The sequence below is a fragment of the Pseudomonas putida genome, from assembly GCA_041071465.1.
Taxonomy (GTDB): domain Bacteria; phylum Pseudomonadota; class Gammaproteobacteria; order Pseudomonadales; family Pseudomonadaceae; genus Aquipseudomonas; species Aquipseudomonas putida_P.
This window is the reverse complement of the sequence record CP163498.1, coordinates 5,694,177-5,720,786: the sequence shown is the minus strand read 5'-3', so window position 1 is coordinate 5,720,786 and position 26,610 is coordinate 5,694,177. Positions and strand designations below refer to the sequence as shown.

At 62.5% G+C, this 26,610-nt stretch carries 15 protein-coding genes and 5 pseudogenes; 10 read left to right on the top strand and 10 right to left on the bottom strand.

Annotated features, from left to right (window positions below):
• Positions 1 to 49: 49 nt before the first annotated feature.
• The 9 genes and pseudogenes from AB5975_26240 to AB5975_26200 form a co-directional block, all read right to left on the bottom strand.
• A pseudogene (locus tag AB5975_26240) lies at positions 50 to 2,142 on the bottom strand (AAA family ATPase).
• Between the two features lie 185 nt (positions 2,143 to 2,327).
• Positions 2,328 to 3,272 (bottom strand): annotated as a pseudogene (dsdC, locus tag AB5975_26235) (DNA-binding transcriptional regulator DsdC).
• A gap of 35 nt (positions 3,273 to 3,307) precedes the next feature.
• The gene (locus AB5975_26230) at positions 3,308 to 4,645 is read right to left on the bottom strand and encodes a D-serine ammonia-lyase (protein XDR19929.1); all 1,338 of its coding nucleotides are present in this window, start codon (positions 4,643 to 4,645) and stop codon (positions 3,308 to 3,310) included.
• Positions 4,646 to 4,679: 34 nt separating this feature from the next.
• The gene (locus tag AB5975_26225) at positions 4,680 to 6,023 is read right to left on the bottom strand and encodes a gluconate:H+ symporter (GenBank protein ID XDR19928.1); all 1,344 of its coding nucleotides are present in this window, start codon (positions 6,021 to 6,023) and stop codon (positions 4,680 to 4,682) included.
• Positions 6,024 to 6,162: 139 nt separating this feature from the next.
• Positions 6,163 to 7,299: an MFS transporter gene (locus AB5975_26220; GenBank protein ID XDR19927.1), complete on the bottom strand. Its 1,137-nt coding sequence runs from the start codon at positions 7,297 to 7,299 to the stop codon at positions 6,163 to 6,165.
• Between the two features lie 76 nt (positions 7,300 to 7,375).
• Positions 7,376 to 8,098, bottom strand: coding sequence for a proteasome-type protease (locus AB5975_26215; GenBank protein ID XDR19926.1), 723 nt, complete (start codon positions 8,096 to 8,098; stop codon positions 7,376 to 7,378).
• A 73-nt stretch (positions 8,099 to 8,171) separates the two neighbouring features.
• A complete protein-coding gene (locus AB5975_26210; GenBank protein XDR19925.1) occupies positions 8,172 to 8,951 on the bottom strand; it encodes a transglutaminase domain-containing protein in 780 nt (259 codons plus the stop codon).
• Positions 8,948 to 9,898: an alpha-E domain-containing protein gene (locus AB5975_26205; GenBank protein ID XDR19924.1), complete on the bottom strand. Its 951-nt coding sequence runs from the start codon at positions 9,896 to 9,898 to the stop codon at positions 8,948 to 8,950. Before AB5975_26205 ends, AB5975_26210 begins: the two co-directional genes overlap by 4 nt.
• A 3-nt stretch (positions 9,899 to 9,901) precedes the next feature.
• Positions 9,902 to 11,311 carry a circularly permuted type 2 ATP-grasp protein gene (locus AB5975_26200; GenBank protein XDR19923.1) on the bottom strand — a complete coding sequence of 470 codons (1,410 nt, stop codon included), beginning with the start codon at positions 11,309 to 11,311 and terminating at the stop codon, positions 9,902 to 9,904.
• A gap of 551 nt (positions 11,312 to 11,862) precedes the next feature.
• Here AB5975_26200 and AB5975_26195 point away from each other — a divergent pair.
• Positions 11,863 to 12,426 carry a hypothetical protein gene (locus AB5975_26195; GenBank protein XDR19922.1) on the top strand — a complete coding sequence of 188 codons (564 nt, stop codon included), beginning with the start codon at positions 11,863 to 11,865 and terminating at the stop codon, positions 12,424 to 12,426.
• A 107-nt stretch (positions 12,427 to 12,533) separates the two neighbouring features.
• Here the strand turns inward: AB5975_26195 and AB5975_26190 are convergent, their stop codons facing one another.
• Positions 12,534 to 13,460, bottom strand: coding sequence for a LysR family transcriptional regulator (locus tag AB5975_26190; GenBank protein ID XDR19921.1), 927 nt, complete (start codon positions 13,458 to 13,460; stop codon positions 12,534 to 12,536).
• Positions 13,461 to 13,728: 268 nt separating this feature from the next.
• Here AB5975_26190 and speB point away from each other — a divergent pair, with 268 nt between their 5' ends.
• The 9 genes and pseudogenes from speB (at position 13,729) to gcvP (ending at position 26,580) form a co-directional block, all read left to right on the top strand.
• Entirely contained in the window at positions 13,729 to 14,700 is a 972-nt protein-coding gene (gene speB / locus AB5975_26185) for an agmatinase (protein XDR19920.1), read from the top strand.
• Positions 14,701 to 14,715: 15 nt separating this feature from the next.
• Positions 14,716 to 16,224: an aldehyde dehydrogenase gene (locus AB5975_26180; GenBank protein ID XDR19919.1), complete on the top strand. Its 1,509-nt coding sequence runs from the start codon at positions 14,716 to 14,718 to the stop codon at positions 16,222 to 16,224.
• A 96-nt stretch (positions 16,225 to 16,320) separates the two neighbouring features.
• Positions 16,321 to 16,500 (top strand): hypothetical protein, encoded by a 180-nt coding sequence (locus tag AB5975_26175; protein XDR19918.1) that lies wholly within the window; start codon positions 16,321 to 16,323, stop codon positions 16,498 to 16,500.
• Complete coding sequence (locus AB5975_26170) at positions 16,497 to 17,966, top strand: cytosine permease (protein XDR19917.1); 1,470 nt, start codon at positions 16,497 to 16,499, stop codon at positions 17,964 to 17,966. Before AB5975_26175 ends, AB5975_26170 begins: the two co-directional genes overlap by 4 nt.
• A 4-nt stretch (positions 17,967 to 17,970) precedes the next feature.
• Complete coding sequence (gene betA, locus AB5975_26165) at positions 17,971 to 19,659, top strand: choline dehydrogenase (protein ID XDR19916.1); 1,689 nt, start codon at positions 17,971 to 17,973, stop codon at positions 19,657 to 19,659.
• Positions 19,660 to 20,012: 353 nt separating this feature from the next.
• Positions 20,013 to 21,436 (top strand): annotated as a pseudogene (gene cycA / locus AB5975_26160) (D-serine/D-alanine/glycine transporter).
• A gap of 93 nt (positions 21,437 to 21,529) precedes the next feature.
• A complete protein-coding gene (locus AB5975_26155) occupies positions 21,530 to 23,062 on the top strand; it encodes a sigma 54-interacting transcriptional regulator (GenBank protein XDR19915.1) in 1,533 nt (510 codons plus the stop codon).
• Between the two features lie 256 nt (positions 23,063 to 23,318).
• Positions 23,319 to 23,695, top strand: a pseudogene (gene gcvH / locus AB5975_26150) (glycine cleavage system protein GcvH).
• A gap of 15 nt (positions 23,696 to 23,710) precedes the next feature.
• Positions 23,711 to 26,580, top strand: a pseudogene (gene gcvP / locus AB5975_26145) (aminomethyl-transferring glycine dehydrogenase).
• The last annotated feature ends 30 nt before the right edge of the window (positions 26,581 to 26,610 follow it).

Here is a 26,610-nt window from a genome sequence, read left to right as displayed (position 1 = left end):
TGGCCAGCAATGGCGGCTAGTCTGCCTATCGGCGCCAAACCTGCAACCTTTAATTCGTCCACTGGGTGAAGCCGATGGGGCGTTGTTGCGCCGTAGTTTTCAGGCGGCATTCGGCAATCAACGCCGTGGCCAGTTCATTGGCGTTGGCAAAGGGTTTGAATCGGCCGCGTCGGGCAACCGCGGCGAAGTCACCCGGGGTCAGGCAGGTTTCGCCGCGCAGACGGGCGGCGGCGTGCTGTGGGTCTTTGAGCCCCAGCGCCTTGAGGTGTGCGCTGAACAGCGCTTGAACCTGGGCGGTTTTCAGGTAGCCGAAATGCACTTTGAGGTCGAAGCGGCGCAAAGAGGCTTCATCCAGATCGCTCATCAGGTTGGTCGAGGCGATGAACAGCCCTCGGTAGCTTTCCATTTGCGTGAGCATTTCATTGACCGCAGTGACCTCCCAGCTCTGGCGAGCCTTGCGGCGGTCCTGCAGGAAGCTGTCGACTTCGTCGAGCAGCAGAACGGCCTGTTCTTGCTGGGCACGATCGAACGCTTGTGCCAGGTTCTGCTCGGTCGTACCCACGTAGGGCGAAACCAGGTCCGAGACTCGCTTAACCATCAGCGGTTTGCCCAGCTGTTGCGCCAACCAGTGGCCAAACGCGGTCTTGCCGGTGCCTGGCGGGCCGTAAAAACAAAGCCGGGCCTCTGCGTCAGCGCGTAGCCCGTCGACCAGCCCGTCGAGGGGCTGGTCGGTGTTGATCCAGGCGGGGAATAGAAAGCGGGCAGAGAATGCTCATTGCTTTGCAGCTTGTCGAAACCTTGTGCCTTCAAGGTCGCGTTCACGACGCAACGAATGGTGTTGTCCAGCATCTTGCCGGCGCGCGGGGCCACGCTTCGCCCCACACGCACTGCCCGGTCCAGCACAGCAGGGGTGACCTGGTCATGGGCGCTGAGGTGTTCTACCAAGGTACTGCCCAGCTTGCCTGCGCCACATTCGCGCAGCATCTGCTGGCGCTGCGCCAAGGGCGGGTTCGGCACCTCGATCACCAGGTCGAAGCGACGAATATGCGCAGCGTCGATGTCTTCGATGCTGTTGCTCAGCCAAAAGCACGGCAGCGTGTTTTCTTCCAGCATGCGGTTGATCCAACCCTTTTGCGAGCGCTTGCCAGCGTCTGCACTGGCGGCCTGGAAGATGTCTTCGATTTCGTCCAGTACCAGCAGGGCGGATTGCGTTTGCAACACACTGTTGGCCGCGCGCAGCGAACACAGGCGCTGTTTTGCCGATACCGGGTCGCCGTGGCTGTCGGTGCAGGCTACTTCATAAAGCGCACGGCCCAAGGTATTGGCGAGTAGCCTGCTCAGCTGGGTTTTGCCAGTGCCAGGAGGGCCGTACAGCAGGATGTTCACACCTGGGCGCTGTTTGGCCAGGACGCTGCCCAGGTAGCGCTCGGCGATCAGCAACTGCTGGCTGACATGGCTGTAGTGTTCCGCCGTCAAGCTGCCAGGAGGGCTCAAGCGAAAAGCGTAGGCGAACAGCTCCAGGGGGGTACCCTTGTTGAAGCGCAACCGGCCAGGCAGCTCCTGGTTGCTCACCGACAACATCGAGCTCAGCGCCATGGCGGCGCGGTTGCTGGTGCTGATTTCCAGCAGGCCGGTGCGCAGCAACGGGCTGTTGTGTGCCAGGCAGGCTTCTACGGTCGCAAGTGGCAAGCCGAGGAGTACAGACAGCACTTTCACTGCTTGTTTGAACCCCAGCATGCCCAACTGGTCGGTGGCATCGCTCAGCGTTGGGTCGCAGTGCAACAACACGCAGAAGCCGAGTACCTGCAGGTCCGCTTCGGAAAAACTCAGCAATTGCCCCAAAGCCTCGAGATTGGCCGCCAGGTTATCCGGGTAATCTACTTGCGGATGCTCGGCGGTGAAGGCGCGCGCGCTCTTGCGCAACGCGGCCAAGGCAAGGGCAGGTTTGTAGTGGTCGTCATCCACCCACTTTGCGATGCCCAGCTCATAACCCAGGTCATCGTCATTCAGCCCGTGGCGGCCGATGAACGTACGATGCGCCCCAAGGTCCAGGAGCAGCTGGAAACTCCACTTCAGGGACAGTGTGCAGGTATCGACAGTGCGACGGCTGTCGAAGGCGAAGGGGTGCAGTCGAGAACCCATGATGAACATCCTGATGCTGTGGGGTGCTCATGGTCTGGGGGGCGATGGTCAGAATGTGTCGTCATCGGCGCTGCGCACCCCAGCGCAGCCGACCGCAAACAAATGAAAAGAAGCAATCGAACACGGGCGCGAAGCTTGGATACATCGATAAAGATAAAGGGTTGAAGCTTGCGCCGTCGTGCAAGTCATGGGTTCGGGCCAGGTGACTGGGCGCATTCCACGAGCCAGTCGATCAACACCTGCAGGCGTTTGGGCATCGGGTCATGATGCGGGTAGACCAGGTAATAGCCATAGTTGGGGGTGTCGACGAAACCGCCGAACGGCAGGACCAGTTCACCTTGCGCAATGCGCGTTCTGACCAGTTGTTCCCGGCCGATCGCGACGCCTGTGTGGTTCAGTGCCGCGAGCGTGCAAAGGTCGGAGCGATCGAAGGTGAGGAACCGGCGCGGGAGGCTGATACGCGCACCTGTGGTGCTGGCCCAGAGCTGCCATTCGGCATCGAATGCAGCGTTGTCCCAGGCCGCTACATCATGCAATGTGGTGCATTGATCCAGCCGGTTCAGGTCATTGGCCAATGCATGGGTCTGAGCGTAATGAGGGAGCACACCGGGGCGATTCGCTCGTTCATCAAATGGATGCTCTGCAAACCCGGATGGTGACCATCCGAATAACAGAGGACCAGGTCGATCTTGCGGGTGCGGTAATCGATGCTCTCGTTGCCCACCCTGATATCGAGCTGGATGTCGGGGTAACGGGTGGTGAACTGCGCCAGCCGTGGCACCAGCCAGCACTGTGCGACTGACGGGCGTACATACAGCGTCAGCTGGCCGGCGATTTCGGCGTGCGCGCGTGCCTGCACGGCCTCGCTGAGCTCATCCATGGTGCGCTGCATGACCGCGAACAGGCGCTCGCCGTCTTCGCTGAGGCTGACTTTGCGCGGCATGCGGTGGAACAGCTTGAGCGCCAGTTCATCTTCCAGTCGATTGATGCGATGGCTCACGGCACTGGCCGTCAGGCACAGCTCATCCGCCGCGCGAGAGAGCTCAAGTGCCGTGCGGCCACCAGAAAGACATGCAGGCTGCCCAGGTGCGAGCCACTGAGTTCACGGCGCCGCCGCTGGGCTTTTTCATGGTTCAATCCTTCCTGTGCAGTTCACTGATTGCGGTTACACGCTGCGCCCTTTCGCCAGGTAGGCGTTGAACTCATCTTCCGGCACCATGCTGCCACCGGTTCCCCAGACGAGGTGGGTTGCCTGCTGCAGCTGGGTTGGGGTGAAGCCTTGACGAGCCAGGTACTCGTCTGCCTGCAATACCCGTAGCATACCGGGTACGCCGGCCAAGGCAGAAGGTTCCAGTTTGACCTTGTCCTGCTCATGGGCGATGACCATCAAGCGGTACAGTGCTTCGTCGGTCACGGTGTAGTAACCATCGATCAGCCGCTGCATGGCTTTGCCGACGAACCCGGATGGCCGCCCGACCGCCAGACCGTCGGCGGCGGTGATGTTGTCGATGCCGAAGTCCTGCACGCTGGTTTCATCGTGCAGGCCGGTGTACACGCCCAGCAACATGCAAGGGGAGTGGGTGGGTTCGGCAAAGATACAGTGCACCGCATCGCCGAATACCAGCTTCAACCCGAACGCTACGCCGCCAGGGCCGCCCCCTACGCCGCAAGGCAGGTAGACGAACAGCGGGTGATCTGCGTCCACCTGGATGCCAGCCTGGTCGAACTGGAGGGCCAGCCGTTCAGCGGCGACGGCATAGCCCAGGAACAGCTGAGGCGAGTTCTCGTCGTCAACGAAGTAGCAGCTGGGGTCGGCTGCCGCCTGTTGGCGCCCTTGCTCGACCGCAACGCTGTAGTCGGAGGCGTGCTCGACCACGGTCACGCCGTTGGCACGCAGCTTGTCCTTTTTCCACTGCCTGGCGTCGGACGACATGTGCACGCTCACCTGGAAGCCCAGCTTCGCGCTCATGATGCCAATCGACAAACCCAGGTTACCGGTCGAGCCCACGGCGATCTTGTACTGGCCGAAGAAGGCGCGCGCCTGCTCGCTTGCCAGCCGGGTGTAGTCATCCGTTGGCGTGATCAGGCCGGCCGCCAGGGCCAGGTCTTCGGCATGCTTGAGTACTTCATGAATACCACCCCGGGCCTTGATCGAGCCGGAAACAGGCAAGTCGCTGTCTGCCTTGAGCCACAGGCTGCCGGCGTTGCGCAATGCGCCTTCCTCGATCAGCCGTTGGCGAAGCAGCGGCAATGGGGCGATGTGCGACTCGATGATGCCACCGGCTGGCGCTGTTTCGGGGAAGACTGTTGCCAGGTACGGCGCAAACCGCTGCAGCCGTGCGCTCGCCGCCTGCACGTCTGCAGCCGTGAGGCCCACGTCGCGTAGGGCTTCGGATGCCTGGGCGATACCCGGGTTGAACCAGCTTGTTTCTTTCAGGGCGACCAGGTCGGCGATGATCGGGTGGCTTTGTTGCCAGGCTTCCAGGGTTTTTCCGTGAATCATGATTTCACCTGTTGTGCAGTCTTTGCAGAGTAGATCAGACAATTTTTGAAAGGAGCAGGGTCAGGCACAAGGCGATCACCGAGGCCAGCACTGTCGCCGCAGTGAATTTTTTCAACGCATCGCTGAGTGACAGCCCCAGATACTCCTTCACCACCCAGAACGCCGAATCGGTAATGTGTGTCCAGCCGATGGCGCCTGCACCGATGGCGATCACCAGGATTTCCCGGTTGTATTCGGGGTGTTGGCCCAGGATCGGCATGACCATGCCGGCCGCGCTGATCATTGCCACCGTGGCCGAACCGACCGCGAAGTGCATGATCCCAGCGATCAGCCAGGCGAGGATGACCGGGTTGAGCTGGGTCTGGTTGAGCACGTCAGCCAGCGCCTTGCCGATGCCGCTACCGACCAGCATGTCGTTGAAGGCGCCGCCGGCACCGATAATCAGCAAAATACCGGCCAGGGGCGGGAAGCAGCGCTGGGTCAGGTTGAGCAACTGCGCCATGTCCAGGCCGCGGCGCAGGCCCAGTGCCCAGTAGCCGAACATAACCGACAGCGCCAGGGCGATCAGTGGGTTGCCAACGAAGGCCACCCACTCGTACAGCGTGGAGCCCTTTGCCAGCACCATGACGGCCAAGGTTTTGCCGACCATCAGCAGCAACGGCAGCAGGACGGTGGCGAGGGTAATGCCGAAAGCAGGCAGCGGCTGGTCATCGACCTGGGCTTCGGTACGTGCCGAAAGGAAGGTATCTTGCGCTTGTGTTGCGCCGCGCTTGCAGGCGAAGCGTACCCAGACCGGGCCGGCGATGATGGCAGTGGGCAAGCCAACGATCAGGCCATAGAGGATGACCGTGCCGATATCGGCATTGAGCATGCCGGTAATCGCCGTAGCAGCTGGGTGTGGCGGCAGAATGCAGTGCACCACCATCAGCGAGGTGGCCAGCGGGACGCCGAGGTACAGCATGCTGATGCGGGTTTGCCGGGCAACCACGTAGATCAGCGGAATGAGCAGCACGAAGCCGACCTCGAAAAACACCGGGATGCCAGCGATGAAGCCCACCAGCATCATGGCCCATGAAGCATTGCGTTCACCCAACAGGTTCAGCAGCGTGGTGGCGATGCGCCTGGCCCCACCCGACTCTTCCAGCAGTTTGCCGAGGATACTGCCCAGGCCGATGATGCCGGCAAGAAAGCCCAGCGTGCTGCCCATGCCTTTTTCGAACGCGGCAACCATGGCCGTCGGCGGCATGCCGGTACCAATGCCCACCACCAGGCTTGCGGCCAGCAGTGCCAGGAAGGGGTGGACCTTGAGCTTGCTGATCATGACCACGATCAGCAGTATTGCAGTGCCCAGAACGATTAATGAGAACGTTGGAGTCATCGTGTAGTTATCTCTATCGCTGATCGCTTCCGTGCGAGCTTCTTGTTGGTTTGCAACCATTAGATTTCAGCGATTTGATCGACTCAAACGATCACTCCTCACACCATAGGTGAGCCCATGTCATGCATGGCGTCAGCACTCATTGTCGCGCCGACCAGGCGCAATTCAAGGCTGCCATCGCGATCGCCAGTGCCGCCCCGGCGTAGGCCCAGATCGCTGGCACCTGCGGCAGCAGCACACCCGCCAGCATCGGCCCGAGCCCCGCGCCAATGTCACGCCACACGGCGTTGCCGGCCAGCGCCTGGATGCGTTGTTGCGGGTTGCGCAGGGCCACCAGCGTCATCACCAGCGGCAGTTGCAGGGCGCGTAGCACCAGCACGAAGAAGGCGCCGATGAACAACCAGTGGCTGGCAAACAGCAGCAGCGCCAGCGACGTGGCCAGTGACAGCGCTACCAGCATGCGCAGCGGCCCGAAGCGGTCGGCCAGGCGCCCGCCGAAGGGGCTGAAGAGCATTTCGCTCAGGTAGCGCACCGCCATCAGCACGCCCGCTGCCAGCACGCCGGACTCCCCCAGGTGGGTTTGTGCGTAGAGCGAGAGGCCGAAGATGAACAAGCCGTCCAGGGTCACCCCTTCGATGAAGGACCAGGTAGCGATGCTGTCGGGCAGGCGCAGGCGCCGGCCCCCGCGGCTGGCGACCGCGTGGCCGGTGCCGGGCAGGGCGCGCGCACGCCACAGCCCGAACAGAGCACCGATGCAGAGCACGAAGAACACACTGCGCGGGCCGTAGGCCTGTGCCATCAGCGCACCCAGCGGCAAGGCCAGCATTGGCCCGATGGAAAGGGTCGCTCGCGAGCGTCCCGCACGGCGTGCCGCCCCTTGTACCTCAGCGGTAGCGAGGGTTTGGGTACTCAGGTTGAACGTGGCAAAGCACAGGCCCCAGACCAGGCGCAGCAACAGTAGCGCGGCGAAACCGGTCAGCATCGCATTGCCCAGTGCGCACACGGCGGCGGCGAAGGCCGCAAGGCTGCAGGCCGCGCGGTCGCCATGGCGGGCATAGAAGCGCACGACCCAGCCGTAACCGATGATGCGCACCAGGCGGTTGGCCGCCAGCAGCACGCCAGCTTCGGCCAAGGTCACGCCGAAGTCGGCTGCGTACATCGGCAGCAGCAGGTAGAGCAGTACGTCACTGGGCAGGCACAGGCTGAGCACCTGGGCCGCGTTGCGCGAGTCTCGGTCGGCGCGTTGGGTTTGCACCGGAGTGGCGACGGACGACATGACAATCTCGTGACAAGGGGAGGGTGCAGGATAACCTGCGTCGCTTCCCCAATGAAACCTGGCCACGGCGCCTCATTCAGCCATAAGGCGGCGCCGGCAGTTCAGCCAGGAGTGTCTTCAACCCGTCGCTCCATTGCTTGCGAATTTGCTGGTAATAGGCATCGTCGCTGTTGATGCGCCTGCGTGTCATGCTCTCCAGGCTGTTTTTGCGGTACACCAGCAAGTCCAGCGGCATGCCCACCGACAGGTTGCTGCGGATGGTGGAGTCGAACGAAATCAGGCCACAGCGCAACGCTTCATCGAGCGGCGTGCGGTAATCCAGGTTGCGGTCGAGTATGGGCCGGCCGTACTTGCTTTCACCCAGTTGCAGGAACGGAGTATCCGGCGTGGCCTGAAAGAAATTGCCCTGCGCGTAGACATTGAAAATGGCCATGGGCCCGGCGGCTATCTGGCCGCCGACAATGAATGAACTGCTCAGGTCGATGCCCGCGGTGAGTTTGCTGCGGTCACGGCTGACCACTTCGCGCAGGGTGTCGGCAACCAGCACCGTGGCATCGAAAAGCGTGGCAACGTTCAGCAGGTGCTGGCCGCTGCCCAGGGTACGCTGGCGCAGCAGGTTGACCACGGACTGCGAGGTCGCCAGGTTGCCGGCGGTCTGCAGCACGATCAGCCGCTCGCCTGGCACGCTGAAGACGAACAACTTGGCAAAGGTGGAGATCTGGTCGATGCCGGCATTGGTGCGTGAGTCGCTGATGAAGACGAGCCCGTCCTCCAGGTGCATGGCGACGCAGTAAGTCATGCGGTTTCCCTTGTGTTGCGTATGGAGTGGCCTTGCCGCGCTCGCGCGACAAGACCTGCCTGCAGCCAACCTGTCACTGGCGATGAACGTGGACGTTGGCCTGCATCGATTCGACGCCGCCGCCACGGCGCACCCCCCTGACTGGGCAGGCATCGAGGTAGTCCAGGCCAACTGCCAGCTTCAGGTGACGTTCTGGGCGCGTCAGGCGGTTGGTGACGTCGAAGCTGAACCAGGCGTCGTTGATCCACGCTTCGGCCCAGGCGTGGCTGGCCAGATGCTGCTCGTCCTCGGTGCACAGGTAACCGGAAACGTAGCGTGCCGGCACCCCCAGGCTGCGTGCGCAGGCCAGGAAGGCATGGGTGTGGTCCTGGCACACGCCAGCGCCACCCCTGAACGCTTCGATGGCTGTGGTGCCCACCGAGGTGGCCCCAGGGCTGTAGGGCATGTGCTCGGCCAGGCCTTGCATCAGCCCCGTCAATGCCCCCCGGTCGCGATGCTTGCCGCACTGCCGGTTGGCGAAGGCCTTGAGTGTGTCATCGGCTTGAGTCAGTCGGCTGTCACGCAGGAAGGGCAGAGGCGACTGGCTTTCGCCCTCCTGCTCGCAATCCGGGTCGATCTCTACCTGGCCACTGGCAGTCAGTGCAAGGTGCCCGTGGGGTTTGTCCAGGGTCAGCACATGCAGGATGTTGCCGTACGGGTCGATCTGGCTCTTGACCTTGCTGGGAAGGACCAGTTGCCAATCATCGATGCGTTGGCGTTCGCTGCTGCGTGGCGTCAGGCGCAGGAACTGAATGCTGTTGCTGACGTCGCTGGCGTAGCTGTAGGTAGTGTCGTGGCGAATGCACAGTTTCATACAACCTCCAGGTAGGAGTGATGGACCGCCTGGCCCAGTTGGTTGACGCGGCCGATGAAGTCGGTCAACCAGGCGTGCAAGCCTGCGTCGAGGACTTCGTCGATGGCGGTGTAGCGCAGGCGCGCATTGAGTTCGGCGGCCATGCGCTGGGCGGCGCGCCCACTGCTGCCGGGCAGGCCGGCCAGAATCAGGTCCAGCTCCTCGATGCAGGCATGCAGCGAGCGCGGCACGTCCACCCGCAACAACAGCAGCTCGGACACCGGCCGGGCACTGGGCGCCGCGCGATACAGCTCGTTGAAGGCTTCATACGAGGTCAGCGCCCGCAGCAGGGCGCTCCATTGGTAATAACCGCGGGCGGAGCTGTCGCTGACCTCTTCGGAAGCCTCGCCGAACATTTCGTAGCGCGCATCGAGCAGGCGCAGGGTGTTGTCCGCCCGTTCCAGGAAGGTCCCCAGGCGGATGAAACTGTAGGCGTCGTTGCGCATGATGGTGCCGGAGGTCGCGCCACGGAACAGGTGCGAGCGCTCCTTGACCCAGTCGCAGAACTGGCTGATGCCATAGCGGCCAAGGCCATTGCTGGCGATGTTGCGCATTTCGATCCAGGTGGCATTGATGTTCTCCCACATGTCGGCGGTGATCCGGCCGCGCACCGCATGGGCATTGGTCCTGGCGGCCTGCAGGCAGCAATAGATACTGCTGGGGTTGGTCGCGTCGAGGGCGAAGAAGTGCAGCATGCGCTCGGTGTCGAGCTCGGTGTGCCGGCGGATGTAGTCGTCCAGTGTGCCGGAGGCCAACAGCGACATCGCCAGCTCGGCATGGCCGTCGCTGCGCCCAGCCTGTGGCATCAGCGACAGCGAATAGCTGACCTCAAGCATGCGCGCGAGGTTTTCTGCACGTTCCAGGTAGCGGGACATCCAGTACAGGTCCGAAGCGGTTCGCGAAAGCATGGTTCAGTCCTCCACCACCCAGGTGTCCTTGGTACCGCCGCCCTGCGACGAGTTGACCACCAGCGAGCCTTCCTGCAATGCCACGCGGGTCAGGCCGCCGGGCACCAGGCGCGTTTCACTGCCCGATAGCACGAACGGGCGCAGGTCGATGTGGCGCGGTGCGATGCCACTGTCGACGAAGGTCGGGCAGGTTGAAAGGCACAAGGTGGGTTGCGCGATATAGGCGTGCGGGCGGGCTTTGATGCGCGCACGAAAGTCCTCGATCTGGGCTGCAGTCGACGCCGGCCCGACCAACATGCCATAGCCGCCGGAGCCTTGGGTTTCCTTGACCACCAGTTTGGGCAGGTGGGCCAGCACATGGGACAGGTCCGCCGGCTTGCGGCATTGCCAGGTCGGCACGTTGTTGAGGATCGGCTCTTCGCTCAGGTAGAAGCGGATCATGTCGTCGACATACGGGTAGATCGACTTGTCGTCGGCCACGCCCGTGCCCACTGCGTTGGCCAGCACCACATTGCCGGCACGGTACACCGAGATCAGCCCCGGTACGCCCAGTGTCGATTCCGGGTTGAAAGACAGCGGGTCGAGGTAGTCGTCGTCCAGGCGCCGGTAGATCACGTCCACTTGTTGTGGGCCGGCGGTGGTGCGCATGTAGACATGCTCGTCACGCACGAACAGGTCAGCGCCTTCGACCAGCTCGATACCCATTTCCCGGGCCAGAAAGGCATGCTCGAAGTAGGCGCTGTTGAACCGGCCAGGGGTGAGCAGCACGGCAGTGGGGTTGTCCAGTGGGCTGGCGCTCTTGAGTGTGTCCAGCAGCAGGTTGGGGTAGTGGTCGATGGGCGCGATACGCTGCGCGGCAAACAGTTCGGGGAACAGGCGCATCATCATCTTGCGGTCTTCGAGCATGTAGCTGACGCCGCTGGGGGTGCGCAGGTTGTCTTCCAGCACGAAGTAGCTGCCATCGCCGTCCCGCACCAGGTCGACCCCGGCGATATGGGCATACAGCCCACGGTGCAGGTCCAGGCCCTGCATGGCGATCTGGTAGCCCTCGTTGGCCAGTACTTGCTCTGGCGGGATGATGCCGGCCTTGAGGATGCGCTGGTCGTGGTAGATGTCCTGCAGGAACAGGTTCAGCGCCTGCACCCGCTGGATACAGCCACGCTCGACCGTGCGCCATTCGCTGGCGCGGATGCTGCGCGGGATGATATCGAAGGGGATCAGGCGTTCGGTGTCCTGTTTGTCGCCGTACAAGGTGAAGGTGATGCCAGCGCGGTGGAACAGCAGATCGGCCTCGCGCCGGCGCTGCTCCAACAGCTCCAGCGGGGTGTTGGCCAGCCAGCGGGCGAACTCCTGGTAATGCGGGCGGCAACTGCCGTTCGCTTCGTACATTTCATTGAAAAAAGCCCGGGACATACCCACTCCTTGCCGCCGTCGCCGGCAGCTTCATTGCTGTTTTTCTGGGTTCTACAGGGTGCTGCCTTGCTGGGTCGGTGGGTGCTGTGAGCCTCGGTTGCAAGTGATCGTCTATGCGTCATGCGCACAATTGCCTTTGCAATGAAGGTGCCTAAAGGCCTGTGGCGTTCCGAAATAGAGTGGAACGGGCGCGAAAACAGCAAATAGGTGCTGCTTCAGGTTGCCAGTACACGGCGGTGTTCGCCTCGGCCCCAAACAAGCAACACCTGGCTGGAAGAAGACGTGCATCAAAAAAGGGCACTTTGAATCCGCTTATGGGTTTTGACCCGCGTTGGGGCGTGCAGCGAGCAGGCTGTCCGGTGTCACCTGCGAAGAGGGCGGTATTACTTGCCAGAGCGCTCGGGAGCAAGCTTCGGAGGTAATGGCTTATGGACCTGGCACCTGATGGATGGCACTGACGAATACAGCGGTGGCACAATAATGGCGGTCACCTTTGTAGCGTTTGCGCAAGGCTGGCGCTATTTCCAATCTTTCGTTTGCCAGGGACACCCATGCGTCAACCAATAAGAACGCTGAACGCCGAAAACATACACGCCATCAAGAGTGAGTTTGAACAGAGCCTTGATTGCCTGGGGGCGTCAATTCAAGGCAAGCACGGTGTTCAGCTATTGACTTCGATCAAGCGGGATAAGGTGGGGGCCGGCCCCTACCCGCAGGTCACCCTCTTTGAAGCTGCCAACCGAATCATGTCCGACCTGGTGATCCTCAATGGCATCGCTGGCCTGCTTAGAGAAAAAACATTCCCGTTCACCGAATACACGGTGGAGTTTGGAAATGAAGACAAGAACGGCTTCGACATTCGCGCCTCCTCCCCCAGCGAAACGCTGATTGGCGAGGCCTTCAATGTCGCGCCGTCGTTCTTCCAAGGCAAAAAGGCCAGCGCCCTGCGCAAGTTACGTCAAGGCGGCGCTGCCGCACGCTACAAGCTGCTCATGTTCAATTCAGATGCCACGCCTGAACGGTATTCAGCCAAGCATGAACCGGGCACCTTCCACATTGCAGTCGATATTGCCTCCGGCATGATCTCGGTGCGCTGCGCGCCGGTGACAGCGTAAATTTCAACAACGAAAAGATCAGTCCAAAACCTGGTGCAAGGTTCGTCAGGAGGATGAGCATTTCAGAGTGACTACGTATTTGCTGAAGACATTGCTCAAAGACATTTCTAGACGGCGTCGAGATGAGAGGCCGTCCTCACGGTACAGGCAGCCAAATCCTCCAGAAAGGCCTGCAGGATAGGCGGGCGCGACACACCGCGCCGGGTAGCCACATCGAAGGGCGAGCTGAGGTCCAGCGTGTTGGCCCCCAGGCGGCGCATTTCGCCGGTCTTGACCCATTGCTCGGCAAAGTGCACGGGCAAAAAGCCGATATAGGCCCCGGAAATGATCAGGATCGCCGCTGCCTCGATGTTCTCCACCGTCGCATCGGCCTTGGTGATGCCCAACTGCTCCAGGTCGTACTGCTGCATGTAGCCGCGCACCACGATACGGCTTTGGCGCACGTCCTCCATCAGTCGGCCGTTGCCCGCATTGCTGGCAAACAGCGGGTGACGCCTGCCGCAGTACAGGCCAAGCGCCTCGTCATAAAGCGGCAGGTAGGACAGCCCGGCGACGCGCAAGGGAAAATGGCCGATTGCCAGGTGCAGCCTGCCGTCCAGCACGCGCTCTTCAAGTTCTGCCGGGGCACCGATGTAGATGTGCAGGTGGGCATCATGCCCACGTGAAACGAAGCGTTGGGTGGTGCGCGGCAGTGGCGAGACGGGGTCGGTCAGGGTGGAGTCGATGATGCCCAGGTTGAGCTTGCCGCTGATGTGCTGCTTGAGCACGTCGGCGTCCAGGCAAAAGCTCTCCACGGCACTGAGCAGGCGCAGGGTTGCCTCATGGATTGCCACCCCTTGCTCGGTCAGGCGAAAGCCACTGCGCCCGCGCTGGCAAAGCCTGACCCCCAGGCGGGTTTCCAGGTGCGACATCTGTTCGCTGATGGTCGACTGCCCGGCATTGAGCGCCGCTTGCGCTGCGGAAAAGCCGCCGCACCGGACGATAGTGGTGAATACCCTGAGCAGCTTCAGGTCGACATCGTGGAGCTGGATCACCGTAGCCTCCCGGCAGAGCCTCACATCGCCAGTGCTGATATGAGCGCCCATGTATTGTTCTTGTTGCGCAAGCTAAACATGAGCGCCTCGCCACTGCAATGCCTGGCATTTTCTGGACTCGCTGCCTGCCAATACTTCGGGCTATGGCGATGTATGTATCTGCACTTGCGCATTTTTCCCCGCCAACCCGGTTGCCATAGTGGCTGCAACGGTGGTCGAGCAGTCGCCCCGTCTCCTGACATAGAACAACAAGTGGAGAAAGCAGAACATGGCAAAGCACGGTTACGAGTCTGGCCGCCTGAACCTGCCCTTCGTGGGCCATTGCACGTTCGCCAAGGCGCCGGTATGCACCGACTGGGCGGCAATCGACGCCGATGTGGCGATTTTGGGGGCACCCAACGACATGGGCACCCAGTGGCGTTCGGGTGCGCGTTTTGGGCCGCGCGGCATTCGTGAGGCATCGACCTTGTTTTCCTTCGGCCATGCCGGTGCCTATGACTTCGAAGATGACGCCACCTACCTGACCGAAGACCAGGTGCGCATGGTCGATGTGGGCGACGCCGACATCGTGCACACCGACATGGCCAGCAGTAACGCCAACATCGAGTCGGCCGTGCGGCAGATTCTTGCGGCGGGGGCGATGCCGGTGGTGCTGGGCGGTGACCATTCGGTGCATGCCCCGGTGATCAAGGCGTTCGAAGGCCATGGGCCGATCCACATCGTGCATTTCGACGCCCACCTGGATTTCGTCGACGAGCGCCACGGCGTGCGCTACGGCCACGGCAGCCCGCTGCGCCGCGCATCGGAGCTGGAGCACATCGTTGGCATGACCCAAATGGGCATCCGCAACGTGTCCTCATCCAACCGCGACGACTACGACGCCGCGCGTGACGCCGGTTCGCAGATTCTTTCGGTGCGTGACGTACGTCGGTTGGGCTGCGAGGGCGTGCTGGCGAAAATTCCTGAAGGCCGCAACTACTACATCACCATCGACATCGACGGCTTCGACCCGTCCATCGCCCCGGGCACTGGCACGCCGAGCCATGGCGGATTCTTGTACTACGAAGTGCTGGAGATCATCCAGGCCCTGGCCCGGCGCAGCCATGGCCGCATCGTCGGCATGGACCTGGTCGAAGTGGCCCCGGCCTACGACCCCACCGGCATGACCTCGATCCTGGCCGCACAATTGCTGATGAACAGCATCGGCTTCATCTTCCACGCGCGCGCCAACGCCCGCTGACCCGGAGACTGTACTGTGGACAACAAGGTTAAAGCCTACTTGCAGGCCTTTGGCGTTTCCGAGGCGACCCAGCGTTTTCTCAGCAAGCCGCAGCGCATGTTCATCGGCGGTGCCTGGCTGGAGGCCAGCGACGGAGGTACCGCCGAGGTCATCGAGCCCTCCACCGAAGGGGTACTGACACGCATCCCCATGGGCACCGCAGATGACCTCGACCGTGCCGTGTGCGCCGCGCGCGCGCAGTTCGACGGTGGTGCCTGGCGCCAGCTGAAGCCGCTGGAGCGCGAGCGCCTGATTCATCGCCTGGCCGACTTGATCGAAACCCACGGCGACGAATTGGCGCAGATCGAAGCCATCGACATGGGCAAGTCGGTGGTGCAGGCGCGCGCAGTCGACATCCAGGGCACGGTCGATACCCTGCGCTATTTCGCCGGCTGGGCCAGCAAGATCCACGGCCGCACGGTCGAGCCTTCGCTGCCTGGCAATTACCTGGCGTATACCCGCAAGGAGGCGGTGGGAGTGGTCGGCGCCATCGTGCCGTGGAACTTCCCCCTGCAGACCATGGCCTGGAAACTGGGCGCGGCGCTGGCCACCGGCTGCACCGTAGTGGTCAAACCGGCAGAGCTGACCTCGCTGTCGGCGCTGCGCTTTGCCGAGCTGGTACAGGCGGCAGGTATTCCCGATGGCGTGGTGAACATCGTGACCGGGCGCGGCAGCGTGGTCGGCCAGGCGATGTCCAGCCACCCAGGCATCGACAAGCTGAGCTTTACCGGCTCTACCCCAGTGGGGTGTGCGGTGGGCAAGACGGCGATGGACCAGATGAAGCGCCTTACCCTCGAACTGGGTGGCAAGTCACCGGTGATCGTGTTTGCCGACGCGGACATCGAGGCGGCGGCGCAAGCCGTGGCCAATGGGGTGTTCTTCAACTCTGGGCAGGTGTGTGATGCCGGTACCCGTGCGTATGTAGAGCGCAGTGTCTATCCGGCATTTCTCGACGCGTTGGCACGCTACACGGCGACGTTGAAGATTGCCCCAGGGCTTGACCCCGATTGCTTCATCAGCCCGATGGTGTCGCAGCAACAGCAGCGGCGCGTGCTGGACTATATCGCCCTGGGTAAGGCCGAAGGCGCGCAGGTGCACTATGGTGGCGAGCTGCTCGACGGCCCCGGCTTCTACGTGCAGCCGACGATCTTCGCCCATTGCCGCAATGACATGCGCATCGTCAGCGAGGAGATCTTCGGCCCTGTGCTGGTCACTCAGCCGTTCGACAGCCAGGAGGAGGCACTGCAGCTTGCCAACGACTCGCTGTTTGGTCTGGCAGCGGCGATCTACTCCAACGACCTGGGCAAGGTGCATGGGCTGATCCCGCAGCTTCGCGCCGGCACCGTATACGTCAATGCCCACAGTACCCTCGACCCGGCCATGCCGTTCGGTGGCTACAAACAGTCCGGCTACGGCAAGGACCTGGGCGCGGAACAACTGGAGTTTCTGCTGGAGACCAAGGCGGTGTGGATCACCTTGCCCTGAGGTTCAGGGCCGGCCTGCGTCGCTGAGGTTTGGCGAGCGACGCGGGTTCAATCAAGCATCGAATTTCAAGAACAAGAACCTGTAGAGGTGATGCCGATGAACAGCCAAGTGGATGTAGAGCGTGCGCAAGACCTGGAAAGGCGCCTGTGCGCCTATGAGGAACTGGAGAGGAGGGCGCATTGGCCGGGCGCCCTGACGGCGGCAGATGTGGTCGCACTCGCTTTGCTGGTGCTGGTGATGATCGCTGGCGCGTACTACCTGGGAGGCCACCCATGAGTGCTTCCCGTGAGCAGGAGTTTCGCCTGGGTGCGGAACGTGGTGACACCCCCTTGCTGCCCAGTGAGCGGGTGTGGGGTTTTTGGGGCTTTGCCTACGCCAACTCGGCGCTGGCGGTGGCTACCTGGGTGTTCCTGATCGGCGGTGCCACGGCGCTGTTCGTCGGCCCCTTGCAAGGGATTGCGGCGATCATCATCGGCAACATCATCGGCGTGGTCCTGGCAGCCTCGTCCACCTGCCTGCCCTGCGGCAAGTACGGTGTCGAGCAGTTCACCTTCCTGCGCAGCATGTTCGGCCTCAATGGCAGCCGCCTGGTCTACTTCCTCTCGGTGGTGGTGCTGACCATGGGTTGGCTGGCGGTGCTGGGGCTGATGTGCGGGCGGGCGCTGGACAACCTGCAGACCCTGGTGCACCAGGCCCAACCCAGCGGCGACGGTTGGCTGGTGACCGGCGGGGCGTTGCTGGCCATTGTGCTGGCAGCGCTGGTCGCCATGCGCGGGCCAGACATGATCCGCCGCCTGAGTGCGGTGATCGCGCCCAGCCTGATCCTGATCATGCTGGCGCTGATGTACTTCATTTCGCGCCGCTACAGCCTTGACCAGCTGCTGGCCATGCCGCCCTTGCAGCCACCGTTCGAGAACCCGCACGTCAACTTCATGGTCGCGGTGGAAATCAACATTGCCGCGGGCTTTTCCTGGTGGCCCTACATCGGCAACCTGTCGCGCCTGTGCAGCAACCAGCGTACCGCCTTCTGGCCCAACCTGGTGGGCATCTTCGGTGCCGCTTCACTGGGCGAGTCGGTCAGCCTGTTCGCCGCCACCACCCTGGGCAGCAGCGACCCTACCGCCTGGATGCGCCTGGCCGGTGGCATGGGCTTTGGCATCATCGCCCTGAGTTTCCTGGCGCTGGCCAACCTGACCGGCATGGTCAACATCCTCTACACGGCGGTGATCGGCCTGCGTCAGCTGGCCGGGGAACGGCTGCGCAGCATGGGCTGGGGGGTATTGATCTCGCTGTTCTGCATCATCCCGGTGGTGATCGTGGTGCTGCTGCCGGGTATCTACGATGGCTTCTTCATCTTTTTGGTGTGGACCTCCGCACTCAACAGCGCCCTGGCCGGCATTGGCATCGCCGATTACTTCTTCCTTCGCAAGCAGCGCTTGAACCTGCGCCAGCTCTACGCCGAACCAAGCGTATCACCCCTGCGCTACTGCAAAGGCTTCAACCCCATTGCGCTGGTGGCGCTGGTGGCGGGCTTTGCGATCTATGTGGTGGTGTTCAACCCGCAGACCCTGGCCCATACCAACTTCTTCACCTTCGCCACGGCCTCGCTACCGTCCTGCCTGCTGGCCGGGCTGGTGCATTACGGCTTGACCCGACTGCTGGCCGCGCGCCTGGGTTGGGGCGGCTATCCAAAGCGTAACGAACGCAACATCGAGGCCGTCGGCCTTCGCGCACAGGACTAGAACAATGACCAAGCGATACGACTACATCATCATCGGTGCGGGCTCTGCCGGCTGCGTGTTGGCCAACCGCCTCAGCGAAGACGCCGGTACCTCGGTGCTGGTACTGGAGTTCGGTGGCAGCGACCGCAGCGTGCTGATCCAGATGCCCAGTGCGTTCTCCTTGCCGATGAACACCAAGAAATACAACTGGCACTACGAGACCGTGGCCGAGCCGCATCTGGACAACCGGCGCCTGCATTGCCCTCGGGGCAAGGTGCTGGGCGGCTCGTCGTCGATCAATGGCCTGGTCTACATCCGCGGCCATGCCTGTGATTTCGATGAGTGGGAAAGCCTCGGCGCGAAAAACTGGAGCTACCGCAACTGCCTGCCGTACTTCAAACGTGCCGAGCAGTACAAGTTCGGTGGCGACGACTACCGGGGCGGCGCCGGGCCGCTGTCGACCAACAACGGCAACAATATGCAGAACCCGCTGTATGGTGCCTGGGTCGAGGCGGGCGCCGAAGCCGGCTACATCAAGACCGATGACTGCAACGGTTACATGCAGGAAGGCTTTGGTGCCATGCACATGACGGTGAAGGACGGTGTGCGCTGGTCCACCGCCAATGCCTACCTGCGCCCGGCGATGACCCGGCCGAACCTGACCGTGATCACCCATGCCATGACCCGGCGTATCCTGCTCGATGGCAAGCGGGCGGTGGGCGTGGAATATGACCATGGCGGGCAGACGCACAAGGTCATGTGCAACCGGGAAGTGCTGGTGGCGTCCGGCCCGATCGGCTCACCGCATTTACTGCAGCGCTCTGGCATCGGCCCAGCGGCGGTGCTGAAAAGCGCCGGCATTGAGGTGCGCCACGACCTGCCGGGGGTGGGCGAGAACCTGCAGGACCACTCGGAAATCTACATCCAGTATGCGTGCAAGCAACCGGTGACCCTCAACGGCAAGATGAACCTGCTGGGCAAGGCCATGATCGGCTTGCGCTGGCTGCTGTTCAAGGACGGGCTGGGGGCCAGCAACCACTTCGAAGCCGGCGGTTTCATCCGCTCGTCCAAGGGCTTGCGCTGGCCGGACATCCAGTTCCACTTCCTGCCGGCGGCCATGCGCTACGACGGCGACAAACCGTTCAAAGGCCATGGTTTCATGGTGCTGACCGGGCCCAACAAGCCCAAGAGCCGAGGCCATGTGCGGGCGTTGTCGGCCGACCCGTACCAGCATCCGCAAATCCGCTTCAACTACCTGGAGAGCGAAGAGGACCGCGAAGGTTTCCGTCGGTGCGTACGGCTGACCCGCGAGATCATCGCCCAGCCGGCCATGGACCGCTACCGTGGCGAGGAGCTGGCGCCCGGGCCGCAGGTGCAGACCGACGAAGAAATCGACGCCTTCGTGCGCGCGAACATGGAAAGCACCATGCACCCGTGCGGCTCGTGTCGTATGGGTGAGGATGAGATGGCGGTGGTCGATTCAATGCTGCGCGTGCGTGGATTGCAGGGGCTGCGGGTGATCGACTCGTCGGTGTTCCCGAGCGAGCCCAACGGCAACCTCAACGCGCCGACCATCATGCTGGCCGAGCGCGCAGCCGACCTGGTGCGCGGGCGTCAGCCGCTGGCGCCGGTCGATGTACCGGTGGGCCTGGTGGGGGGCTGGGAGGAGGAGCAGCGTAGCCGCAAGCCCGTGCGGGAGATGCCTATCCGTTAAATATCCGCTTGATGGGGTCAACGTGGGAGCGGCCAAGGCCGCTTCCACAGAGGCCAGTCGATGATTGTGGAGTGAATACGCTCCATTGGAATGATTTCGATACGTGGCGGGCAAGTGCAGTGCTGCCGATGCCTCCGGCAGTTAAACCGCCTGATTGATACGAATATATGGAGTGACTTCTTTACAGGAAGTACCCGTGCTCTCAATAAACCCCCTCTAACTAGCGCTATTTGCACTTGGCACAGACCTTGCTCCCGACCTTGCACTCGATCGGCGTTGAAAGTTGTTCATCCGGTCTCGAGCGTTGAACTTGTGACGTTATAAAAACAATTAAACTAGCAAGGTACATGACAATGAATAACTTGCCGCACGGTCACTGCCCGCCTGAGGGCGATACTCACGAACTCAAGCGCAACCTTTCCAACCGCCATATCCAGCTGATCGCCATCGGCGGTGCCATCGGCACCGGCCTGTTCATGGGCTCTGGCAAGACCATCAGCCTTGCCGGGCCTTCCATCATCTTTGTCTACATGATCATCGGCTTCATGCTGTTCTTCGTCATGCGGGCCATGGGCGAGCTGTTGCTGTCCAACTTGAATTACAAGTCGTTCATCGATTTTTCCGCCGACCTGTTAGGGCCGTGGGCAGGCTTCTTTACGGGCTGGACTTACTGGTTCTGCTGGATCGTCACCGGTATTGCCGACGTGATTGCGATCTCTGCCTATACCCAATTCTGGTTCCCGGACATGCCGTTGTGGATACCGGCGCTGGCGTGCGTTGGCCTGTTGCTCACGCTGAACCTGATGACGGTGAAGATGTTCGGGGAAATGGAGTTTTGGTTTGCCATGATCAAGATCGTGGCTATTTGCGCCCTGGTCTGCACAGGCTTCTATATGGTGGCGGCAGCGTACCAGTCGCCGGCCGGGCATGCGGCCGCGCTGGCCAACCTGTGGAACGACGGGGGATGTTCCCCCATGGCGCCATGGGCTTCTTCGCTGGCTTCCAGATCGCCGTGTTTGCCTTCGTCGGCATCGAGCTGGTTGGCACCACTGCGGCCGAAACCAAGAACCCGGAGCGCAACCTGCCGCGGGCGATCAATTCGATTCCGGTGCGTATCATCGTTTTCTACGTGCTGGCGCTCATCGCCATCATGGCCGTGACCCCCTGGCGCGAAGTGGTGGCCAACAAGAGCCCCTTCGTCGAACTGTTCGTGCTGGCCGGCCTGCCCGCCGCTGCGGGCATCATCAACTTCGTGGTGCTGACCTCGGCCATGTCCTCGGCCAACAGCGGGGTGTTCTCCACCAGCCGCATGCTCTATGGCCTGGCGGTGGATGGTGATGCGCCCGGCAAGTTCAGCGCACTGTCCAGCCGTGCCGTGCCCTCCAATGGCCTGATCTTTTCCTGCGTGTGCCTGACCGGTGGGGCATTGGTCATCTACTTGGTGCCGAACATGCTCGATGCCTTCACGCTCATCACCACGGTGTCGGCCCTGCTGTTCATGTTCGTCTGGTCGATCATCCTGCTGTCGTACCTGGCGTACCGCAAGCAGCGCGACCCGTTGCACCAGATGTCGAAGTACAAAATGCCGGGCGGTACCTTCATGTGCCGGGTGTGCCTGGCGTTCTTCGCCTTCATCCTGGCATTGCTGGCCCTGGAAGCCGACACCCGTATGGCCCTGTACCTGGTGCCGGTGTGGTTTGCCGTGCTGGGGCTGGCGTACCGCTCCATTCGCCAGAAGAAACAGGAGACCGCGCAGTTGTCATTCGACGCCGATTGATCGGCACACTCACGTTTTGCCCAAGGGGGACGGCGCCATTGCGCTGTCCCCTGTTGTCTTTCTGCCAGGCAGGGCTTTGGATAAGGAGCTTTGATGAGAATCCACGTCACTTTCGTCGACCGTGTCGGTATCACTCAGGAAATCCTGTCGCTGCTTGGGGCGCGCAACCTCAACCTGGACGCGGTGGAAATGATTCCGCCCAACGTCTACATCGATGCCCCAACTTTGTCTCCGGCCGTGCTGGATGAGCTGTATGCAGCCCTGTTGGGTGTGGACGGTGTGCAGGAGGTGTCGCTGGTCGACTTCCTGCCTGGCCACCGCCGGCGCCTGCAGCTGGAAGCCTTGCTGGCGGCCATGAGTGACCCGGTGCTGGCTGTGGACCCCGCTGGCCATGTGCTGTTGGCCAACCCGACGCTGGTCAGCCTGGTGGGCCGCGAGCCGGCGGGGGAGCCGTTGAACAGATTGTTTGCCGAGCCGAACCTGGCCCGCACCCTGATCGACAAGGGCTTTCGCCTGCCGATGTGCGAGGTGAGCTTTCAGGACCAACCGTTGCTGTTGGAGGCTACGCCCATCAGCGGCGGGGCCGATGGCCTGGTCGGTGGCCTGCTGACCCTGTACCCGGCGAGCCGCATCGGCGAGCGCCTGGCCTCGTTGCTGCATGACAACGCAGACGGGCTGGGCGCGTTGTTGGGGGAGTCGGCGGTGCTGCAGGCGCTAAAGGCACGTTTGCACAAAGTGGCGAGCCTGGAGGCACCCTTGCTGATCCAGGGCGAGACCGGCACCGGCAAGGAGCTGGTGGCCCGCGCCTGCCATGCGCTCAGCGCCCGGCGCGACACGTCTTTCCTGGCGCTGAACTGCGCGGCACTGCCCGAAAGCCTGGCTGAAAGCGAACTGTTCGGCTATGCCGCTGGTGCCTTCACCGGCGCCCAACGTGGCGGCAAGCCAGGCCTGCTGGAACTGGCCGACGGCGGAACGGTGTTTCTCGATGAAGTGGGCGAGATGTCGCCGTACTTGCAGGCCAAGCTGTTGCGCTTTCTCAATGACGGCAGTTTTCGCCGGGTAGGGGGCGGCAACGAAGTGCGGGTGAATGTGCGCGTGGTCTGTGCCACCCACCGCAATCTGGAGAGCATGGTGATGGAGGGCAGTTTTCGCGAAGACCTGTACTACCGGCTGAACGTGCTCAACCTGAAGGTGCCGCCGCTGCGTGAGCGGGGCAAGGACATCCTGCTGCTGGCCGAACACTTTCTGCGCCAGGCCTGTGCGCAGATACAGCGTGCGCCATGCCGTCTGGCGTTGGCGACCCATCCGCTGCTGCTGGGCAATCGCTGGTCAGGTAACGTGCGCCAGTTGCAGAACGTGATTTTCCGCGCTGCGGCGATCAGCGAAGGCGAGGTGATCGATTGCGATGACCTGGAGCTGGCCGGTACCGCGTTGAGCAGTCAGCAGGCTGACGGGGCCGAAATCATCAGCCTGGAAGCCGCCGTTCAGGCCTTTGAAAAGTCCTTGCTTGAAAAGTTGTACGAGAGCTACCCCTCGACTCGGCAGTTGGCCGTGCGTCTGCAGACGTCCCACACTGCCATCGGCCAGCGCCTGCGCAAGTACGGGATCGCCAGCCGGGCTTTGTAACCGGCTCGGTGCGAATGCGCTCCGCTGGAGCGATAGCGCTCCGTTTGTCTGTGAGGCGCGCATTCAATGGGCGGCCCCAAAAGAAGCAGGCAGAGGGTTCAGGCAGTGGAGCGAATACGCTCCGCTGCAGGGGAAAACACTACGATACGTCTATAAGCACCTGATAAATATAAATAAATACTGATTGGCATTGCTCTTGCTCTGGTATCCGGCAGCCCCGCGAAGGGGCCTACCCAATAACAAGAGAGGACAATCCATGAGCACTCTGCGTTTTACCCCGAACACGAATGGCTGCGCCTGGAGGCGACTGGCGAGTTGACCGTCGGTATTACCAGCTATGCCCAGGCGGCATTGGGGGACGTGGTGTACGTACAGCTGCCGGAGCCGGGTGCGTATGGCGAGGGCAATGAAGTCGCGGTGCTTGAGTCGGTGAAGGCCGCCAGCAACATCACCATGCCTTTGACCGGCACCGTGGTGGCCGTCAACCAGGCGCTGGCCGACGACCCAGAGCTGGTCAACGCCTCGCCAATGCAGGACGGCTGGTTCTTCCGCATCCAGGCCAGCAACCCTGGCGACCTCGATAGCCTGATGGACCAGGACGGCTATGACCGTTTCCTGGCCGAAAACGCCTGAGCCGGGGTGGCAGCCATGAACAAACCGCGCATCCCGCTGGGCACCGATAATGAGTTCGTCGCCCGCCACATTGGCCCGCGCGAAGACGATATCGCGGCCATGTTGGCGCTGACCGGCCATGAATCGCTCGACGCGCTGATCGACAGCGTCATCCCTGCCAGCATCAAGGGCAGCAATGTGCTCGAGCTGACCCCAGGGCTGGGCGAAGCAGAGGCCTTGGCCGCGCTCAAGGCCGTTGCTGCCAACAACCAGCTGTACCGCAACCATATCGGCCAGGGTTATTACCCCTGCCATACCCCGACACCGATCTTGCGCAACCTGCTGGAAAACCCGGCCTGGTACACCGCGTATACGCCCTATCAGCCAGAAATCTCCCAAGGGCGCCTGGAAGCGCTGCTGAACTTTCAGACCCTGGTCAGCGACCTGAGCGGGATGGAAATCGCCAACGCCTCATTGCTCGATGAAGCCACGGCTGCCGCCGAGGCCATGACCTTCTGCAAGCGCCTGGCAAAAAACAAGGCGCCGGCGTTTTTTGCTTCCCGTCATTGCCACCCGCAAACCCTGGATGTGTTGCGTACCCGTGCCCAGCCACTGGGGATCGACGTGGTCATCGGTGACGAGGCGGCCCTGGATGGCCAGCCGCTCGACGGCTATTTCGGCCTGCTGCTGCAGTACCCGGCCAGTACCGGCGAAATTGTCGATCATCGTGCCTTGATCCAGCGCGCCCATGCCGATGGCGCACTGGTTTCGGTGTGCGCAGACCTGCTGGCACTGACGTTGCTGACCCCGCCGGGAGCGCTGGGTGCCGACGTGGTCATCGGCAGCGCCCAGCGCTTCGGTGTGCCGCTGGGTTTCGGCGGCCCGCATGCGGCCTATTTTGCAACCCGTGACGCGTTCAAGCGCGACATGCCTGGCCGGCTGGTCGGGGTATCCATCGACCGCTTCGGCAAGCCGGCATTGCGCCTGGCCATGCAAACCCGCGAGCAACACATCCGCCGCGAGAAGGCCACCAGCAACATCTGCACCGCGCAGGTACTGCTGGCCAACATCGCCAGCATGTATGCGGTGTATCACGGCCCTCAGGGCTTGAGCCAGATCGCTCGGCGTGTGCATCGCCTGACCACGATCCTGGTGCAGGGGCTGCGTCAGCTTGGGCATCGTGTGGAGCAGGCGCATTTCTTCGACACCTTTACCGTGGTGACTGCAGGGCCAGTGGCCGATGTGCTTGCCGCGGCTAAAAGCGCAAGACTGAACCTGCGTCCGATCGACTCGGTGCGGGTCGGCCTTTCACTGGATGAAACCTGTGAGCAAGACAGCGTCGAGGCGCTGTGGCAGGTGTTTGCGGTGGCCGGGCAAACGCTGCCGGATTACGCCGCCCTGGCGGCCGACGGCACCGACTGCCTGCCGCTGGCGCTGCTGCGCGCTACGCCATTCCTGCAATACCCGGTGTTCAACCGTTACCACTCGGAAACCGAGCTGATGCGCTACCTGCGGCGCCTGGGTGACAAAGACCTGGCCCTGGACCGCAGCATGATTGCCTTGGGGTCGTGCACCATGAAGCTCAATGCGGCCAGCGAGATGATCCCGATCACCTGGCCCGAGTTCGCCGCCCTGCACCCGTTCGCCCGGCCGAGCAAGCGCTGGGCTACCGTCAGTTGACCGATGAGCTCGAAGCCATGCTGTGTGCGGCCACCGGTTATGACGCCATGTCGCTGCAACCCAACGCAGGGTCCCAGGGCGAGTACGCTGGCCTGCTGGCCATTCGCGCCTACCACGCCAGCCGTGGCCAGGCGGGGCGCGATGTGTGCCTGATTCCATCGTCAGCCCATGGCACCAACCCGGCCACGGCGCAGATGGCCGGCATGCGGGTGGTGGTGGTCAACTGCGACGCGCGTGGCAACGTCGATATCGACGACCTGCAGTGCAAGGCCGAGCAGCATACAGACACGCTGGCGGCCTTGATGATTACCTATCCCTCGACCCACGGTGTGTTCGAAGACGGCATCACGCGCATCTGCGACATCATTCATGCACACGGCGGCCAGGTTTACCTGGATGGCGCCAACATGAATGCCATGGTTGGCCTGTGTGCACCGGGCAAATTCGGTGGCGACGTGTCGCACCTGAACCTGCACAAGACCTTTTGTATTCCCCATGGGGGCGGTGGCCCTGGGGTTGGTCCGATCGGGGTCAAGGCGCATCTGGCACCGTTCCTGCCGGGGCATGGCCATTTGCAGAAGCAGCAGGGCGCGGTCAGTGCGGCGCCGTATGGCAGCGCCAGTATCCTGCCGATCACCTGGATGTACATCCGCATGATGGGCGGGGCAGGGCTCAAGCGTGCCTCGCAGCTGGCGATCCTGAGTGCCAATTACATTGCCCGGCGCCTGGAGGAGCATTACCCGGTGCTGTACACCGGCGACAACGGCCTGGTGGCCCACGAATGCATCCTCGACCTGCGCCCGCTCAAGGACAGCAGCGGCATTGGCGTCGAGGACGTAGCCAAACGGCTGATCGATTTTGGTTTCCATGCCCCGACCATGTCGTTTCCGGTAGCCGGCACGCTGATGGTCGAACCGACCGAGAGCGAGTCGAAAGAGGAGCTGGACCGCTTCTGCGCCGCGATGATCTGCATCCGCGAAGAAATCCGTGCGGTGGAAAACGGCACGCTGGACGCACTCGACAACCCATTGAAGAACGCCCCGCATACCGCCAGCGAGCTGGCGGGCGAATGGCCGCACCGCTATAGCCGGGAGCTGGCGGTGTACCCGCTTGCCGACCTGCGCGAAAGCAAATACTGGCCGCCCGTGGGGCGCGTGGACAACGTCTACGGCGACCGCAACCTGGCCTGCGCCTGCCCGCCGCTGTCGAGTTATCAAGACGCCTGAACTTGCCGATCTAACCAAAAGGAATCACCC

Bases quoted from the DNA above. Each gene is read 5' to 3' on its own strand.
- AB5975_26230 (XDR19929.1), bottom strand. From the start codon at position 4,645: ATGATTCACGGAAAAACCCTGGAAGCCTGGCAACAAAGCCACCCGATC.
- AB5975_26225 (XDR19928.1), bottom strand. From the start codon at position 6,023: ATGACTCCAACGTTCTCATTAATCGTTCTGGGCACTGCAATACTGCTG.
- AB5975_26220 (XDR19927.1), bottom strand. From the start codon at position 7,299: ATGTCGTCCGTCGCCACTCCGGTGCAAACCCAACGCGCCGACCGAGAC.
- AB5975_26215 (XDR19926.1), bottom strand. From the start codon at position 8,098: ATGACTTACTGCGTCGCCATGCACCTGGAGGACGGGCTCGTCTTCATC.
- AB5975_26210 (XDR19925.1), bottom strand. From the start codon at position 8,951: ATGAAACTGTGCATTCGCCACGACACTACCTACAGCTACGCCAGCGAC.
- AB5975_26205 (XDR19924.1), bottom strand. From the start codon at position 9,898: ATGCTTTCGCGAACCGCTTCGGACCTGTACTGGATGTCCCGCTACCTG.
- AB5975_26200 (XDR19923.1), bottom strand. From the start codon at position 11,311: ATGTCCCGGGCTTTTTTCAATGAAATGTACGAAGCGAACGGCAGTTGC.
- AB5975_26195 (XDR19922.1), top strand. From the start codon at position 11,863: ATGCGTCAACCAATAAGAACGCTGAACGCCGAAAACATACACGCCATC.
- speB (XDR19920.1), top strand. From the start codon at position 13,729: ATGGCAAAGCACGGTTACGAGTCTGGCCGCCTGAACCTGCCCTTCGTG.
- AB5975_26175 (XDR19918.1), top strand. From the start codon at position 16,321: ATGAACAGCCAAGTGGATGTAGAGCGTGCGCAAGACCTGGAAAGGCGC.
- AB5975_26170 (XDR19917.1), top strand. From the start codon at position 16,497: ATGAGTGCTTCCCGTGAGCAGGAGTTTCGCCTGGGTGCGGAACGTGGT.
- betA (XDR19916.1), top strand. From the start codon at position 17,971: ATGACCAAGCGATACGACTACATCATCATCGGTGCGGGCTCTGCCGGC.
- AB5975_26155 (XDR19915.1), top strand. From the start codon at position 21,530: ATGAGAATCCACGTCACTTTCGTCGACCGTGTCGGTATCACTCAGGAA.